This window comes from Sphingomonas sp. Sphisp66 (assembly GCF_047324325.1).
In the GTDB taxonomy this organism is placed as follows: Bacteria; Pseudomonadota; Alphaproteobacteria; order Sphingomonadales; family Sphingomonadaceae; genus Sphingomonas.
This window is the reverse complement of sequence record NZ_CP168508.1, coordinates 1,676,825-1,692,350: the sequence shown is the minus strand read 5'-3', so window position 1 is coordinate 1,692,350 and position 15,526 is coordinate 1,676,825. Positions and strand designations below refer to the sequence as shown.

Here is a 15,526-nt window from a genome sequence, read left to right as displayed (position 1 = left end):
CGGGTCATCTATCATGTCCAGTATGCTTGCTCCGCTGTTGAAAAGTGCGTTGTTGTTCGCGGGCGTCTCAGGGCTCGCCGTCTCGTCGCAGCTCACGCAGGAGCAGATCCAGTGGTACAAGGTGGCGCTGGAAGCGGGCGTTCCCCGCGTGCCGCCGCCCTATATCCAGGCCGATCAACTCGGCGACGCGCTGGTCGAATGGAAGCGCCTCCAGCAGTCGGATAACTACCCCTTCTCCGACTATGCCAATTTCCTGCTGCTCCATCCCGGCTGGCCGGGCGAGAAGAGCCGCCGCGCCGCCGCCGAAACCGTGCTCGAGAGCGGCACCTGGGCGCCCGGCCTGGTCGTCCGCTATTTCGAGCGCTTCGCGCCGCTGACCGCCGCCGGCCGCCTGCGCTATGCCGAGGGGCTCGCCGCCTCGGGCCGCCGCGCCGAAGCCGAGGAGCAGGCCCGCCGCGCCTGGCGCCACGGCGTGCTGCGCCCGCGCGACGAGACGGCCCTGCTCGCCGGCTTTGCAGGTGTGCTTACGCCCGCCGATCACGACGCACGGATGGACATGCTGCTCTGGGCCGGCTCGCTCAGCGCCGCGCAGCGCCAGCTTTCCTATGTCTCGCCGGCGATGCGCCCGGTGTTCGACGCGCGGATCGCCTTCCGCACCAAGGCGCCCGATGCCGATGCGAAGGGTGCCGCTGCACTTGCGACCGGCCGCGCCAATCCCGGCTACATCGCCGATCGCGCGATGTGGCTGCGCGACACCGGCCAGAGCCCGGCGATGCGTTCCTATCTCGCCCAGCCGCGCCAGCTCGCCTCCTATCCGGGCGATGCCGAGGAATGGTACGAAGTGCTGCTGACGGCGGCGCGCGGCGCCCAGTCGGACGGCCAGTTCAGCCTCGCCTACCAGATCGCCAGCCAGGTCGACGACGCCTTCCCCGCCGGCACCGACATCAGCCAGCTGCCGCTCGGCGAGCGCGACGACTATACCAGCCTCACCTGGCTCGCCGGCACGGTGGCGCTCAACAATCTCGGTCGCAGCCGTGACGCGATCGGCATGTTCGATCGCTACGGCCATGGCTCGAAGACCCCGACCACCCAGTCCAAGGGCTTCTACTGGGCCGGCCGCGCGGCGGAAGTCTCGGGCGATCAGGCCAAGGCGACCAGCTTCTACACCAAGGCGGCGGGCTTCCCCGACGTCTATTACGGCCAGCTTGCCACCGAGCGACTCGGCAATCCGCTCAAGCGCCCACCCGATTTCAACGCCCGGGTCAGCGATCCCGCGGTGCGCGACGCCTTCTTCAAGAAGGAGACGGTGCGCGCCGCGCAGCTGCTCGGCACGATGGGCAACCGGCAGGACCAGAGCCTGTTCATCCGCCAGATCGCCAATGACGCGACGTCGGACAGCGACCACATCCTCGCCGCCGAGCTGAGCCGGGCGATCGGCCGGCCGGACCTGGGCGTGCTGGTCGGCAAGAGCGCACTGCAGAACGGCCTCTCCGACTATACCGCGGCCGGCTATCCCACCGTCGCGGTGCCCGCCTCGCAGCAGGATTACTGGACGATCGTCCACGCCATCGCACGCCAGGAGAGCCAGTTCGATCGCGACGCGGTCAGCCATGCCGGTGCACGCGGCCTGATGCAGCTGATGCCGGGCACGGCGCGCGAAGTCTCGACCAAGCTCGGGATGAGCTACAGCCCCGGCACGCTGAACTCGGACACCGATTACAACATCCAGCTCGGCTCGACTTATTTCCAGCGGATGTACAATCTCTACGGCAGCTATCCGCTGGCGATCGCGGCGTACAATGCCGGCCCAGGCAATGTGAACAAATGGATCCGCGCCAATGGCGATCCGCGCCTGCCCGGCGGCGACATCGTCCAGTGGATCGAGCAGATCCCGATCTTCGAGACGAAGAACTATGTCCAGCGCGTGATCGAGAACGCGGTGGTCTACGACCTGCTCAACCCGGAACGCGCGCGCTCCAGGGGGCCGGCGAACACCAGCTGGTATCTGGGCAAGAACAAGCCGGGCTAGGGGACCGCATAGCCACTTGCGCTCCCCTTCCGCTTGCGGGAGGGGTCGGGGGAGGGCGTATCCGCTGGCCATACGGTCGTGCTTCGAGACGGCCCCTCCCCTAACCCCTCCCGCAAGCGGAAGGGGAACACAGGTCGAAAAGCGACGGAAATGGACCGCCCCAACTACATCACTCCCGCCGGCTACGCCGCGCTCCGGACCGAATACGAAGCCCTCTTCGCCAGGGAACGCCCCGCCTTGGTCGAGACGATCAGCTGGGCCGCCGGCAATGGCGACCGCTCGGAGAATGGGGATTACATCTACGGCCGCAAGCGCCTGCGCGAGATCGACCGGCGGCTCGGCTGGCTGTCGAAGCGGATGAAGGCGGCCAAGGTCGTCGATCCGGCGCAGCAGGAGGACAAGAGCCGCGCCTATTTCGGCGCCACCGTCACCATCGCGGACGAGGACGACAACCACCGCACGCTGACCCTGGTCGGCGACGACGAGGCCGATGCCGCCAAGGGTCTGGTCGGCTGGAACGCCCCCCTCGCCCGCGCCCTGCGCGGTGCCGGGATCGGCGACCTGCGCCGCGTCAGCCTGCCTGCGGGCGAGCGCGAATATGAAGTGATTGCGATCACTTACCCCTGAGGCGCGACGAGTCGCCGCGCGAATGGATTCCCTCGCATCTTCAAAATGATAGAACTGTGCCCAGGCCGAAGGGTTGCGGCCGGGTATAAAAATGAGCGTGGGGACATATGACGGCACAGCGTATCTATGTGTCGGGCCGCGTGCAGCGCGTCGGCTATCGGGACTGGGCGGTGCGTACCGCCAAGCAGCTTGGCGTGAAGGGCTGGGTCCGCAATCTGAACGACGGGCGCGTGGAGCTGCTCGCCGAGGGCGATGAGGAGGCCCTGTCCTCGCTCACCGAAGCGCTGCGCGAAGGCCCGCCCATGGCAGTGGTCGACCATGTCGAGGCCTTCCAGACCGCCGAGGACAAGCACGCCAAGGGATTTACCAAGCGCTTCACCGCCTGAGGCGGAACGCGCCGCGCTGCTCGCACATTGACCGTGCAAGGAGAGTGATATGGAAAATCCCAGCACCACGAGCGCGCGCGAGCATGACGACAGCGCGATGATCGACGCCATCGAGACGGCGCCGGGCCAGCAAGGCGGCTCGGGCGGCAATCTCGCCGGCGACGTGTCCAGCCAGGCGGAGCTCGACCTGATCGAGGATCCGGACGGTCGCACGCGCGTCCACAAGGCCGATGACATCGCCAACAACGCCGCCGAACCGAAGGATCGCCCGCGCGGCGCCTGATCGGAAACATTCGGTTTCCCGGGCGTCCGGTTGACCGGCGGGACATGAAGTGAAACATTTCCCTTTCGAAACGGCCCGCAAGGACGCGCGCCGGTCGAGGGAGACTATTGCATGCCCATTCCCGCAAGCTGGTCCGGCAAGCTGCTGAGCGTCCTGCGCATCTTCGCAGGCCTTGGCTTCCTGCAGCACGGCCTTTCCAAGTTCTTCAACGTGCCGCCCTTCCCCATGCCGCTCAATCCGCTGCTCTATGCCGCGGGCACGATCGAGCTGGTCGGCGGCGCGCTGCTCGTCATCGGCCTGTTCACCCGCCCGGTCGCCTTCATCGCCTCGGGCATGTGCGCGGTCGGCTATTTCCTCGTCCACGCCAAGGGCGGCTTCTTCCCGGCGGTGAACGGCGGCGAGGCGATCATGCTCTACTGCTTCATCTTCCTCTACCTCGCGGCCGCCGGCGGCGGCACGTGGAGCGCAGACGCGGCGACGGCCAAGAAGGCCTAACGCCAGCGGCGGATCAGCCGCTCGATACCCAGGGTAACCCGGGCAAGCCGGTCGTAATCGAGCTTGTCCGGGGTATCCGTCAGCTTGTGATAGTGCGGATAGCGGAACGGCGCGGTATCGGTGATCATCAGCGCCGACACGCCGATCTCGCCGAACGACCAGTGATCCGACCAGTCGATCCCCTCGACAAAGCCCGGCGCGGTACCGCCCACGCTCGGGAACTGCGCCACTTCGCGAAACGCGCCTACGGCCTTGCGCACCAGCGGCCGTGACGAAACGGTGCCGACGAACGCGACGAAATTCCCCGTGTCCGGATAGAGCGCGCCGAGCGGGAACGGATAATGCTGGCTCCCCCGCGCGTCGTCGTAGAAGCCCAGCGTCTCCAGCGAGAACATCGCATCAGGCTTCTGCCCCTTCTCCGACAGTACCCGGGCATAGACCAGGCTGCCCATCCGGTCGGTCTTGAAAAAGGGCGGCTCCTCATTGGCGAAGAAGGCCAGCCGGATGCGGACGTCCGCCTTGCCGCGCAGGTCGGCGAGCAGCCGGGCGAGCTCGAGCAGCGCCGCGGTGCCGCTGCCATTGTCATTGGCGCCCGGCGCACCCCGCGCGCTGTCGTAATGCGCGCCCACCACCAGGGTCGGCGCATCGGCCGAGCGCGGCTCGATCACCGCTTCGAGATTGACCGCCAGCCCCGCGTCAAAGACCTGGCGGGTGACCGCATAGCCCGAAGCCGCCAGCTGCTGCTCGATATAGGTGACCGCCGCGGCATAGCCCGTTGCATGGCCGATATTGTGCGGCTTGCTGGCAATCGTCGCGACATGTCCGCGCAGCCGCCCGGCAAGGTCGCGCTCGACCGGCGTGAGCGGTGGCAACGGCCCCTCCCAGGACTGGCCCGGCACCGAGGTCATCCACCGCAACGCCACAACGGGCGACAGGAACAGCGCGGCAAGGATCGCCAGCACGCCTATCCGCCCGGCATTTTCCCTGATCCATTCGCGCATGCAGCTCCCTCTCGGACGGACGCTACCCTGCCGCCCGCGAACCGTCTATGCCGCCGCCATGAAGCTCGCCCTTGCCCTAGCCGCCGCATTCGCCACCATCGGCACCGCCGAAGCGCAGGACCTGCGCCCGCTCTGTCCTGACCGCCCGGGCCTGGACACGCCCGCCTGCACCGTCGATCCCGGGCACCTCGTCGCGGAGATGGGCGCGATCGACTGGTCGCTCGACCGTGATGCCGGCCAGCGCAGCGACAGCTTCACCTTCGGCGACATGCTGCTCCGCTACGGGGTCGCCGACCACGCCGAGGTCCAGCTCGGCTGGACCGCCCTGGGCGCCGTCCGCACCCATGACCGCACCACCGGCGCGGTCACGCATGACAGCGGCACCGGCGACGTCACCCTCGCGGTCCGCCGCAACCTCGCGCATCCCGACGGCTCGGGCTTCGCCGCTGCGGTCATGCCCTATGCCACGCTGCCGGTGGGCGGCGCGACGATCGGCGCGGGCGACTGGGGTGCCGGCCTGATCGTGCCGCTCAGCTACAGCCTCACCGACAAGCTCGGCCTGTCGCTGACCCCCGAGATCGATGCGGCGGTAGACCAGGACCGGCACGGCCGCCACCTGGCCTATGGCAGCGCCATCGGCCTCACCGCGGCCGTCACCCAGTCGGTGAGCAGCGCGCTCGAGCTGCAGGCGGTGCGCGACCGCGATCCCGCCGGCCACGCCACCCAGGCGCTAGCCAGCCTCTCGGTCGCCTGGCAGCCCAAGTCGAACCTGCAGCTCGACATCGGTGCCGTCGCCGGGCTCAATCATGCCAGCCCGGACGTGGAGCTCTATATGGGGATCGCCCGCCGCTTCTGAGCGGCAAGCGATCCCCCGGGCAAAACTCAGGCAGCGACGCTGTGGAGCTGGACGACCTGGCCCCGCGGCGCGGCACCACGTCCACCCTCGGTGCGGAACTTGCCGGCCTGGTCGGCGAGGTTGCCGACCTCCTCGGCCAGGTTGCGCGAGGCAGCCGAGGTCTCTTCCACCATCGCTGCATTCTGCTGGGTCGACTGGTCCATCTCGTTCACCGCGGTGACGATCTGGGTGATCGCGGTCGACTGGGCCTGGTTGTCCGCCGCCATGGCGTCGAGCAGCTTGTGGACCGCGCCCACGCCGCCCGAGATCGCCTCCAGCGCCGTATCCATGCGCTGCACCGCCTCCACGGCCGAGCCGACTTCGTCCTGCGTCACGGTCAGCTGCTCGCGGGCACGCTTGGCCTCTTCCTCGGCGCGCATCGCAAGCGCCGAGACCAGGTCCGCGACCACCGCGAAGCCACGTCCGGCCTCACCGGCACGCCCGGCTTCGACTGCAGCGTTCATCGCCAGCACGCGCGTCTGGAAGGCGATCTTGTCGAGGCCTTCGATCACGTCGTCGATGCCGCGCGCGCTCTCGCTGACCCGACCCATCGCAGTGACCGCCTGATGGGCGAGCGAACGGCCGTCGCCGACCACGCGGATCGCCTCGTCTGCGCTGCGCACCGTCTGGTTCGCCGCCTCGGCAGTGCCGCGCAGGCGCTGATCCATCTGGGCAAGCGCAGCCGAGGTCTCCTCGAGGCTCGCGGCATTGCCCTCGGTACGGCGCGCCAGGTCTTCCGAAGCCTGGGCGATCTCGCGCGAGCCCGTCTGGATCGCGGCCGCGCCGTCGTTCACGGTGGAGATCAGCGTGCGCAGCGCGATCAGCGCGCTGTTGAAGTTGGTCTTGAGCGTCGCATAGCTTTCCGGGAACGCGACCGAGATCTCCTCGGTCAGGTCGCCCTCGGCCAGCGCCGACAGGCCCTGGCTCAGCGCCGTGGTGACGATGCGCTGGGTCTCGGCGGCGGCGGCGGAAGCGTCACGCTCCTTGGCGATCACCGATTCCAGATAGGCGTCGACCGAGCGGGCGATGTCGCCGATCTCGTCGCGCTGGTCGGTATGCGGCACCTTGGTCGTGCCGGTCGCGCGCGCCATACCGTGGATCACTTCGGCCAGGCCCTTGATCGGCGCCACCACCTTGCGGCTGACGATGTAGAAGGCTCCGCCGAGCACGCCGAGCGCGATCAGGCCGAGCACGATCACCACGGTCATCGCGGTGTTGGCGCTGGACAGCGCGCCGGTGGTCACGTCGCTGGCGACGCTGATCTGCAGCGCGACGAGCTTGCCCACCGTGTCCGAGACCGGATCCACGTCCGCATAGATCTCGCCCATCACGAACCGGTCCAGCCCGGCGCGATCGCCGCTGCGCAGCATCGTCTCCAGCCGGGCGACGCCTTCATTGGCCTTGGCCATCGCGGCCTCGGCCTGCTTGGCGAGCGCTTCCTCGTCCTCGGTAGCGTCGGTCGCGGCATAGCGCTTCCACGCCGCGTCGATCTCGGCCTTGCTCTTGTCGATATTCTGCACCGCCTGGGCGAAGCTGATATTGCCGTTCCTGGCCTTGTGCGCGGAATCGACGATGCCGACGGCATAATTGTCCGCGACCTGCTTCAGGTCCTTGAGCGGGATCACGCGGTCCGCCAGCACCGTGTCCAGCGCGTTGCGGCTGGTGGTCGCCGACCAGGAAAAGCCCGCGATGACGGCGCCGAGGACGATTCCCAGCATCACCAGGGCGGAGAGCAGCTTCTGCTTCAGGGTCATGATTCAACTCCGGGACATCGTAAATTACGGAATTTATAGAGCCGAATCGGAGCCAAGCGCGGGTAGACAACGAAAAACGCCCGGGCGTTTCCACCCGGGCGCTTCTCGATCTTGGTCAGGAAACCGCTCCAGCGACTTGCCGGAGCGGGCTTTTCCTCAGCGCGTCAGCTTCTTGTACGACAGCGCCGTCGGACGATCGGCGGCATCGCCCAGGCGACGGCGCTTATCTTCCTCATAGGCTTCGAAATTGCCCTCGAACCATTCGACATGGCTGTTGCCTTCGAAGGCGAGGATGTGGGTGGCGAGACGATCGAGGAAAAAGCGATCGTGGCTGATCACCACGGCGCAGCCCGCGAAATTCTCGATCGCCTCTTCCAGCGCGCCCAGCGTTTCCACGTCGAGGTCGTTGGTCGGTTCGTCGAGCAGCAGCACATTGCCACCGCGCTTCAGCATCTTGGCGATGTTCACGCGGTTGCGCTCACCGCCCGAGAGCTTGCCGACATTCTTCTGCTGGTCGGCGCCCTTGAAGTTGAAGGCACCCACATAGGCACGGGTCGAGGCGTCGTGGCCGTTGACCTTCATATAGTCATGCCCGTCCGAGATTTCCTCCCAGACGTTCTTCTTGTCGTCCAGGTGATCGCGGCTCTGATCGACATAGCCCAGGCGGACGGTCGAGCCCATTTCGATGGTACCCTCGTCCGGGGTTTCCTGGCCGGTGATCATCTTGAACAGCGTCGACTTGCCGGCGCCGTTCGGGCCGATCACGCCGACGATGCCGCCGGCCGGCAGCGTGAACGAGAGGTTCTCGAACAGCAGCTTGTCGCCATACGCCTTGGAGATGTTCTCCACCTCGATCACCTTGCCGCCCAGGCGCTCGGGCACCTGGATGACGATCTGGGCGCCGGTCGGCTTGCGGTTCTGCTGCGATTCAACCAGCTGGTCGAACTTGGCGATACGCGCCTTGGACTTGGTCTGGCGGCCCTTGGCGCCCTGACGGATCCATTCGAGCTCGTTCTTGATCGCGGTCTGGCGGCTCGATTCCTCGCGATCCTCCTGCTCGAGGCGCTTGGCCTTCTTCTCGAGATAGGTCGAGTAATTGCCCTCGTACGGGAAGTACTTGCCGCGATCGATCTCGAGGATCCAGCCGACCACATTGTCGAGGAAGTAGCGATCGTGGGTGATCATCAGCACCGCGCCGGCATATTCCTTGAGGTGGTGCTCAAGCCACTGGACGCTCTCGGCATCGAGGTGGTTGGTCGGTTCGTCGAGCAGCAGGATCGACGGCTTCTGGATCAGCAGGCGGGTGAGCGCGATGCGGCGCTTCTCACCACCCGACAGGTTCTCGACCGACCAGTCGCCCGGCGGGCAGCGCAGCGCTTCCATCGCGACTTCGAGCTGGTTGTCGAGCGTCCAGCCATCGACCGCGTCGATCTTCGTCTGCAGTTCGCCCATCTCTTCCATCAGGGCGTCGAAATCGGTGTCGTCCTTGGGATCACCCATCTCGGCCGAGATCGCGTTGAAGCGCTCGACCAGATCGGCGGTCTCGCGCGCGCCGTCCTTGACGTTCTCGAGCACGCTCTTGGTGGGATCGAGCTCGGGCTCCTGCGGCAGATAGCCGACGGTGATGTTCTCGCCCGGCCAAGCCTCGCCGGTGAAATCCTTGTCGATGCCGGCCATGATCTTCATCAGGGTCGACTTGCCGGCACCGTTCGGGCCGACGATGCCGATCTTGGCACCCTGATAGAATTGCAGGTTGATGTTGTTCAGCACCGGCTTGGGAGCGCCGGGGAAGGTCTTGGTCATGTCCTTCATGACGAAGGCGTATTGGGCGGCCACGTGGCGGTCTCCGTTCGCAGGTCTGGATATGCAGGAAGTTTGGCGGCGATGTAGCGGGGGGCTGGCAAAATGGCAACGCAGCCGCGCCGGAACGCCCCGCTTGCAATGTAGGATTTCCTCTGCTGCCCTCTTCCCGGGCCCGGCGGGCAGTGGTGTGCGTCGTTCAACGATCGGTTGAATGCCGGCCACATGTACAAAGTGATTCAAGGGATTCAACGAATTGCTCAACCACTCGGTTGAATATCGGCTCGAAAGCGCCCCGGAAACGCCGTGGAAACCCTCGGTGCATTGCCGAATGTTTCGCTCGCGACTAGCGTCGCCGGCCATGACCAAGCGCATCCTGCTCGCGGCCGTCGCCGCCCTCGCCCTGCCCCTCCCCGCTCTGGCCCAGACGCATGACGCAGCAGCACTGCGCGACGCGGCGCTCAAGGACGACCTTGCCTGGGAGATCACCGAAGGCCTCACCACCGAGGTCGGCCAGCGCCTGGCGGCGACCGAGGCGGAAGCCCGCGCCCGCGCCTGGGCGGTCAGGAAGCTCACCGCGCTCGGCTTCAAGAACGTCCATATCGAGACCTTCAAGATGCCGCTCTGGGAACGCGGCATCGAGACCGCCGAGGTGCTCGGCTCCGCATCGCAGAAGCTCGTCATCGCGGCGCTCGGCAATTCGGGCTCGACCGGCCCCAAGCCGATCGAGGCCGAAGTGGCGTTCTTCCCGACCTTCGCCGATCTCCAGGCCGCACCGGCCGAGGCGGTGAAGGGCAAGATCGTCTATGTCGGCAACACGATGACGCCCACCCAGGACGGCTCGCAATATGGCTATTACGGCGCCGCCCGGCGCGCCGGCCCGAACATCGCCGCTACCAAGGGCGCAGCGGCGATCCTGATCCGCTCGATCGGCACCGATCATCACCGCAATCCCCATACCGGCGTCACCAGCTGGACCCAGGGCGTGAAGCCGATCGGCGCCGCCGCGCTGTCGCTCCCCGACGCCGACCAGCTCGAGCGGCTGCTCAAGCGCGGCCCGGTGAAGCTGCGCGTGCAGATCACCGCAGGCGTGAAGGGCGAGGCCGAATCGGGCAACGTCATTGCCGATGTGCCGGGCAGCGATCCATCTGCGGGGATCATCCTGGTCGGCGGCCATCTCGACAGCTGGGATCTCGGCACCGGCGCGATCGACGACGCCTCGGGCGTTGCGATCACCACTGCCGCCGCCAAGCGGATCATGGATGCCGGCCAGCCGAAGCGCACGATCCGCGTCGTCTGGTTCGGCGCGGAGGAAGTCGGCGGCTTCGGGGGCTCGGCCTACGCCAAGGCGCATGCCACTGAGCGGCACGTCCTCGCCCAGGAATCGGATTTCGGCGCCGATCGCGTCTGGAAGTTCGAAGTGAACCTGCCCGAGGGCGCCAAGCCCATCGCGGACCGTCTCGCCACCGTGCTTTCGCCGCTCGGCATCTCGCGCGGCCGGGGCACGGCGCATGGCGGCACCGATGTCGGTCCGGTCATCAACACCGGTGTGGGCGTGATCGATCTCTCCCAGTCCGGCCTGCGCTATTTCGATTATCACCACACGCCCGACGACACGCTCGACAAGATCGATCCGGAGCAGCTACGGCAGAATGTGGCAGCCTGGACCGCGATGCTGGCAGTGACGGCGAACGCGCCGGAGGACATCGGCCCGATCCCCAAGGGTGAGGGCGAGTAAGGGAACCGGAGGCGGCCTCGCGCATTGATGGCCGCCAACTGGCAAGATTTGGGCGAAAAAATGTCCTAAATTTTGCCAGTGGGTGAATTTGCGATTGACGCAAACGCAACGACCGCTATGCCAGCGGTTCGCGACGGCTAATCGGGCCGGCTGCGAAACGTTTGAGTTCCTTTAGGAGCACCACATGAAGAAGATCCTCATTGTTGCTGCGACCGCCGGCCTGATGTCGCTCGCGGCTTGCAACGGCGGCACCACCAACACCACCGCCGAGAACGTTGCCGACTCGCACGAGGCGAATGCCGCTGCGTACGAAGCCGCTGCCGACAACACCACCAACGCTGCTGCCGAGGCGACCCTCGAGAACGCCGCGAACGTGGAAGAGAACAAGGCCGACGCCGCCGAGGCGAACGCCCACTGATCTCTGTTCGGCACCCGGCCCCTGGCCGGACCGAGAGATAGGAAGGACGCTCCTGCAAGGGGGCGTCCTTTTCCGTTTGGGGCTTTCGCGCGCTCCGCTATGCCGGTGGAAATATTGGGGCCGGTGGAAATATTGGGGGAAGAGTGAATGGGCGCAGTCGCCACCAGCTATGCCGGAGAACCGCCCAAGCCCCAGCCCTGGTGGCAGATGCTCTATGTCCAGGTGCTGATCGGCATCGCCGCCGGCGTACTGGTCGGCGCGCTCTGGCCCAGTTTCGGCGCCTCGCTCGAATGGCTCGGCCTCGCCTTCGTCAACCTGGTCAAGATGATCATCGCCCCGGTCATCTTCCTCACTCTGGTGACCGGCATCGCCGGCGCCCGCGAGCTGGGCTCGCTCGGCCGGGTGGTGATCAAGGCCCTCGCCTATTTCCTGTTCTTCTCCTCGCTGGCGCTGGTCGTCGGCCTGATCGTCGCCCATGTCGTCCAGCCCGGCGCGAGCATGCACATCGATCCGCACACGCTGAGCGAGGCCAAGGTCGCCGGCTATGAGAAGCAGGCACACGAGACCAGCATCACCGGCTTCGTGATGGCGATCATCCCGACGACGCTGGCCTCGGCGCTCACCAGCGGCTCGATCCTCCAGGTGCTGTTCGTCGCCATCCTGTTCGGCGTGGGCCTCGCCGGGCTGGGCGAGCGCGTCCGCCCGCTGGTCGACCTGCTTGAGCAGTTGAGCCTCGTCGTGTTCCGCCTCGTGGCGATCCTGATGCGCGCCGCTCCCGTGGGTGCATTCGGCGCCATGGCCTTCACCATCGGCAAATATGGCGTGGGGGCGCTGTGGAACCTCGGCGGGCTGGTCGCGACCTTCTACGCTACCTCTGCCTTGTTCGTGCTCGTCGTGCTCGGTCTGGTCGGCTGGTTCGCCGGCTTCTCGATCCTCAAGCTGCTGCGCTACCTGAAGGGCGAGCTCTTCCTCGTCCTCGGCGCCTCCTCCTCCGAGGCGGCCCTGCCCGCGCTGATGGAAAAGCTCGAACGTGCCGGCTGCGACAAGGAAGTCGTCGGCGTCGTCGTGCCCGCCGGCTATTCGTTCAATCTCGACGGCACCAACATCTACATGACACTGGCGGCACTGTTCATCGCCCAGGCGACCGGCGTGCACCTGTCGCTCGGCGAGCAGCTGATCCTGCTCGGCACCGCGATGCTCACCTCCAAGGGCGCCGCGGGCGTGACCGGTGCGGGCTTCGCCACGCTGGCGGCGACGCTGATGGTCGTGCCGACCATTCCGGTCGCCGGCATGGCGCTGATCCTGGGTGTCGACCGCTTCATGAGCGAATGCCGCAGCCTGACCAACTTCATCGGCAATGCCGTGGCGACGATCGTGGTGGCGCGCTGGGAAGGACGGCTCGATGCCGACGCCCTGAAGCGCGCACTGGACGGCAAGGCGGAAAATATACCGCCCCGGATCGCAAGTGAAACCGATATGGATTGAGTGGTCGGGGAGACAGGATTCGAACCTGCGACATCCTGCTCCCAAAGCAGGCGCGCTACCAGACTGCGCCACTCCCCGACGCGGAATGCGGCCCTAGTCGCAAGATACCCGGGACACAAGAGGGGCCGGCGCTAGGCCAGCCCCTGCCCCGGATCACTTGAGGCCCAGCGCGTCCCGGATGATGTAGTGCAGGTCGGTCTGGTCGAGCAGCCCGCTGACGTTCACGGCACGCGGGCCAAAGGCGGCAATGCGCAGCTGGGTGCCGGTATGGCCCTGCGAGCCTTCCTCCGCGGTGCCGTAATTGACCGTCATCACCCCGCCCTCGCGGGTGTTGAGCGCGGCGGTCAGGCCCGGGGCCTTGGTGCCGTTGCCGACGATCTGGCTGGTATGGGCGTGATCGGCAGTGACGATCACCAGCGTGTGGCCGTCCTTGCGGGCGAATTCGAGTGCGACCTGCACCGCCTCGTCGAGATCGACCGTCTCGCCGATCTGGCCGCATGGATTGGCGGCATGGTCCTCCTTGTCAATCGAGGCCCCCTCGACCTGGAGGAAGAAGCCCTTGCGATTGCCCTTGAGCAGCGAGATCGCCTTACGCGTCATCCCCGCGAGCGTCGGGATGCTGGCATCGCGCGCCGCATTGGGCTGGCAGGTGATCGCGGGCTTGTCGATATTGCCGTGGAAGCTCGCCTTCGGCCCGGTCCAGCGCACCGGCATGTTGCCCTCGGCGAACAGGCCGATCAGCGGCTGCCTGTCGTCGGCGCGGGTGATCGCGTCGAGCTCGGCGGCGTTGCGGACGATGCGATAGCCGCGGGCCTGCGCCTGCTGCTCCAGCGTCTTGCCCTTCCACTTGCCCGCGGTCGCGGCCTCGGCGAAGCTCTTCGCGCCGCCGCCCAGCACCAGATCGGCGCGGACATCGAGCAGCTGCTCGGTGATCGAGCCCAGGCCGCCATTCTCCAGCGCGTTCTGCGGACAGGTCTTGAGCGTCACCGCCGGCGCATAGCAGCTACGGAAGGCGACATGGGCGATCTGCGCGCCCGGGGTCGCGTCCTGAATCTCGGCGGTCGAGACGTCGCCGGTGGCGAGCCCCGCCGCCTTGGCATATTCGAGCAACGTGCGCTGCGCCTTGCCGGTGATATCGACGCCGATCGCGCCGTTATAGCTCTTCACGCCCGAAGCCCATGCCGTGGCCGAGGCTGCGCTGTCGGTGACGTAGTTCGGCTTGCCGGTCTCGCGATCGAGCGAATAATGGGTGTACTGGCCGGTGAAGGGCAGCGCATCGATCCCCTTGAAATAGCCGCCTGCCCCCTCGGCATAGTTGCGTGCCAAGGTGATCTCGGAATCCCCCATGCCGTCGCCGATCAGCAGGATGACGTTGCGGACGTCGCCCTGCTTGCTCAGCTTCTCGTAGAGTGCGCGCATGTCGCCCGGCAGGCGGCGCGCGCCGCCCGGCTCGCGCACGTCGCCGCGCGCTGCACGCGACAGGTCGGGCGTAGCCTCCTGCGCGAAGGCGGGCTGGCTGGCGAGCGCGAGAAGCGCGGCGATGGCGATACGCGAGATCATGGCAATGCTCCGGAAAGTCAGCGGGTCTTGGGTTCGGTGATTGGCGCGCCGCATCCCTGCGGACGGCGCGCCGGGTTGCACAGCGCGATCGCGCCGCCGGGCATCGTCACCCGGTAGCCGCCGGCGAAGCGCGGATCGGGCCAGAGATAGTCGGTCGAGATATATTGCGCGCCGCTGCGGAAGGCGGCGTCGCGTGGGCCGGTATCGTTGGCGCGGGCCTCGCGCGTGTTGGCATCGGCACGGGTGCGGACGAGGAAATTGGCCTTCACGGCGCTTGCGATCCGCCCGGCATCGCGCACCGGCTCGTTGATCGTCATGTAGGCCGCAGCGGGCGAAGCCTCGTCGGTGTTCACGAAGAACACGCGCCCCTCCAGCGATTTGCGCGCGCCGCGATAGAGCGCGACCTTGGCCGGGGTCTCGTCTAGCGCGAACAGGAACTTGCCGCGCGATGCCTTCAGCGTAGGCCAGTTATTCGCCAGCACCGCGTCGCGCAGCGTCGGGTATTTGCCCTGCACGTCATCGGGCACGATCAGCTTTTTCGGCGACAGCACCGAGCGCACCTCGGCATCGAGCGCGTCATAGGCGGCTTCGCTATAGGCCTCTCCCTTGATGAAGCGGCCATTGTCGTTGGTGTTGAACATCAGCAGGATCGGCACATGGCCCGGATGCGCATCCGACCAGCTGCGGATGATCGTCAGGCACTGGACCAGCGTCAGGCAGTTCGAGCGATTGTCGAACCCCGCCATGTGCTGGACCTTGAAGCCCGGGCGCTGCATCGTCGGGTCCGCCGAACCATCGGCATAAATCCCGCCCTTGGGATCGTACCAGATGTCGAGCTCGAGCTGCCGCGCACCGGCATCGAGCTGTTCGACCAGCGGCCGGTGGGAATAATCGAGCGCATCGGCGCTGTTGGCGTCGAACGCCCGCAGCTGCTTCATGCGCTCCGCCGGCATCGCCAGCTTGTAGCTGTTGTGCGTGCCCAGCATCACCAGGTCGTTGATCCGCACCGGCGTATCGGCAGCGGCAAGGGCAAGCGGGGCGAACAGCCAGAACAT

At 66.8% G+C, this 15,526-nt stretch carries 14 protein-coding genes and 1 tRNA gene; 9 read left to right on the top strand and 6 right to left on the bottom strand.

The window, feature by feature from the left end; all coding sequences use genetic code 11:
* The first annotated feature begins 22 nt into the window (after nt 1–22).
* From ACEN8G_RS08270 to ACEN8G_RS08250, 5 genes are all read left to right on the top strand, one after another.
* A complete protein-coding gene (locus ACEN8G_RS08270; RefSeq protein WP_413419107.1) occupies nt 23–2,029 on the top strand; it encodes a lytic transglycosylase domain-containing protein in 2,007 nt (668 codons plus the stop codon).
* Nucleotides 2,030–2,179: 150 nt separating this feature from the next.
* Nucleotides 2,180–2,656, top strand: a complete 477-nt coding sequence (greB, locus tag ACEN8G_RS08265) for a transcription elongation factor GreB (protein ID WP_307118932.1) — start codon at nt 2,180–2,182, stop codon at nt 2,654–2,656.
* Nucleotides 2,657–2,763: 107 nt separating this feature from the next.
* Nucleotides 2,764–3,042 (top strand): acylphosphatase, encoded by a 279-nt coding sequence (locus ACEN8G_RS08260; RefSeq protein WP_307118931.1) that lies wholly within the window; start codon nt 2,764–2,766, stop codon nt 3,040–3,042.
* A 49-nt stretch (nt 3,043–3,091) separates the two neighbouring features.
* On the top strand, nt 3,092–3,325 hold the full coding sequence (locus ACEN8G_RS08255) for a hypothetical protein (protein ID WP_413415521.1): 234 nt from the start codon (nt 3,092–3,094) through the stop codon (nt 3,323–3,325).
* A 111-nt stretch (nt 3,326–3,436) separates the two neighbouring features.
* Nucleotides 3,437–3,820, top strand: a complete 384-nt coding sequence (locus ACEN8G_RS08250) for a DoxX family protein (protein WP_307118930.1) — start codon at nt 3,437–3,439, stop codon at nt 3,818–3,820.
* Here the strand turns inward: ACEN8G_RS08250 and ACEN8G_RS08245 are convergent.
* On the bottom strand, nt 3,817–4,821 hold the full coding sequence (locus ACEN8G_RS08245; RefSeq protein WP_413415522.1) for a M28 family peptidase: 1,005 nt from the start codon (nt 4,819–4,821) through the stop codon (nt 3,817–3,819). The genes ACEN8G_RS08250 and ACEN8G_RS08245 overlap by 4 nt on opposite strands.
* 58 nt (nt 4,822–4,879) lie before the next feature.
* Here ACEN8G_RS08245 and ACEN8G_RS08240 point away from each other — a divergent pair, with 58 nt between their 5' ends.
* Nucleotides 4,880–5,677 (top strand): transporter, encoded by a 798-nt coding sequence (locus ACEN8G_RS08240; protein WP_413415523.1) that lies wholly within the window; start codon nt 4,880–4,882, stop codon nt 5,675–5,677.
* Nucleotides 5,678–5,703: 26 nt separating this feature from the next.
* Here ACEN8G_RS08240 and ACEN8G_RS08235 read toward each other — a convergent pair whose 3' ends face one another.
* A complete protein-coding gene (locus ACEN8G_RS08235; protein ID WP_413415524.1) occupies nt 5,704–7,470 on the bottom strand; it encodes a methyl-accepting chemotaxis protein in 1,767 nt (588 codons plus the stop codon).
* A 156-nt stretch (nt 7,471–7,626) separates the two neighbouring features.
* On the bottom strand, nt 7,627–9,306 hold the full coding sequence (ettA, locus tag ACEN8G_RS08230) for an energy-dependent translational throttle protein EttA (RefSeq protein ID WP_413415525.1): 1,680 nt from the start codon (nt 9,304–9,306) through the stop codon (nt 7,627–7,629).
* Nucleotides 9,307–9,631: 325 nt separating this feature from the next.
* On the opposite strand from ettA, the gene ACEN8G_RS08225 reads away from it, so the two are divergent.
* The 3 genes from ACEN8G_RS08225 (at nt 9,632) to dctA (ending at nt 12,911) form a co-directional block, all read left to right on the top strand.
* Nucleotides 9,632–11,008, top strand: a complete 1,377-nt coding sequence (locus ACEN8G_RS08225; protein ID WP_413415526.1) for a M20/M25/M40 family metallo-hydrolase — start codon at nt 9,632–9,634, stop codon at nt 11,006–11,008.
* Nucleotides 11,009–11,192: 184 nt separating this feature from the next.
* A complete protein-coding gene (locus tag ACEN8G_RS08220) occupies nt 11,193–11,426 on the top strand; it encodes a hypothetical protein (protein WP_307118924.1) in 234 nt (77 codons plus the stop codon).
* A 147-nt stretch (nt 11,427–11,573) separates the two neighbouring features.
* Nucleotides 11,574–12,911, top strand: coding sequence for a C4-dicarboxylate transporter DctA (dctA, locus tag ACEN8G_RS08215; protein WP_413415527.1), 1,338 nt, complete (start codon nt 11,574–11,576; stop codon nt 12,909–12,911).
* A gap of 1 nt (nt 12,912) precedes the next feature.
* Here the strand turns inward: dctA and ACEN8G_RS08210 are convergent.
* From ACEN8G_RS08210 to ACEN8G_RS08200, 3 genes are all read right to left on the bottom strand, one after another.
* A tRNA-Pro gene (locus tag ACEN8G_RS08210) sits at nt 12,913–12,989 on the bottom strand.
* Between the two features lie 75 nt (nt 12,990–13,064).
* Nucleotides 13,065–14,471, bottom strand: a complete 1,407-nt coding sequence (phoA, locus tag ACEN8G_RS08205; RefSeq protein ID WP_413415528.1) for an alkaline phosphatase — start codon at nt 14,469–14,471, stop codon at nt 13,065–13,067.
* A 17-nt stretch (nt 14,472–14,488) separates the two neighbouring features.
* A complete protein-coding gene (locus tag ACEN8G_RS08200; RefSeq protein WP_413415529.1) occupies nt 14,489–15,526 on the bottom strand; it encodes a phosphatidylinositol-specific phospholipase C1-like protein in 1,038 nt (345 codons plus the stop codon).

Excerpts from the sequence above, each read along its gene's own strand:
- ACEN8G_RS08245 (WP_413415522.1), bottom strand. The coding sequence starts at position 4,821 with ATGCGCGAATGGATCAGGGAAAATGCCGGGCGGATAGGCGTGCTGGCG.
- phoA (WP_413415528.1), bottom strand. The coding sequence starts at position 14,471 with ATGATCTCGCGTATCGCCATCGCCGCGCTTCTCGCGCTCGCCAGCCAG.
- ACEN8G_RS08250 (WP_307118930.1), top strand. The coding sequence starts at position 3,437 with ATGCCCATTCCCGCAAGCTGGTCCGGCAAGCTGCTGAGCGTCCTGCGC.
- greB (WP_307118932.1), top strand. The coding sequence starts at position 2,180 with ATGGACCGCCCCAACTACATCACTCCCGCCGGCTACGCCGCGCTCCGG.
- ACEN8G_RS08225 (WP_413415526.1), top strand. The coding sequence starts at position 9,632 with ATGACCAAGCGCATCCTGCTCGCGGCCGTCGCCGCCCTCGCCCTGCCC.
- ACEN8G_RS08200 (WP_413415529.1), bottom strand. The coding sequence starts at position 15,526 with ATGTTCTGGCTGTTCGCCCCGCTTGCCCTTGCCGCTGCCGATACGCCG.
- ACEN8G_RS08220 (WP_307118924.1), top strand. The coding sequence starts at position 11,193 with ATGAAGAAGATCCTCATTGTTGCTGCGACCGCCGGCCTGATGTCGCTC.
- ACEN8G_RS08235 (WP_413415524.1), bottom strand. The coding sequence starts at position 7,470 with ATGACCCTGAAGCAGAAGCTGCTCTCCGCCCTGGTGATGCTGGGAATC.
- ACEN8G_RS08260 (WP_307118931.1), top strand. The coding sequence starts at position 2,764 with ATGACGGCACAGCGTATCTATGTGTCGGGCCGCGTGCAGCGCGTCGGC.
- ACEN8G_RS08255 (WP_413415521.1), top strand. The coding sequence starts at position 3,092 with ATGGAAAATCCCAGCACCACGAGCGCGCGCGAGCATGACGACAGCGCG.
- ACEN8G_RS08270 (WP_413419107.1), top strand. The coding sequence starts at position 23 with ATGCTTGCTCCGCTGTTGAAAAGTGCGTTGTTGTTCGCGGGCGTCTCA.
- ACEN8G_RS08240 (WP_413415523.1), top strand. The coding sequence starts at position 4,880 with ATGAAGCTCGCCCTTGCCCTAGCCGCCGCATTCGCCACCATCGGCACC.
- dctA (WP_413415527.1), top strand. The coding sequence starts at position 11,574 with ATGGGCGCAGTCGCCACCAGCTATGCCGGAGAACCGCCCAAGCCCCAG.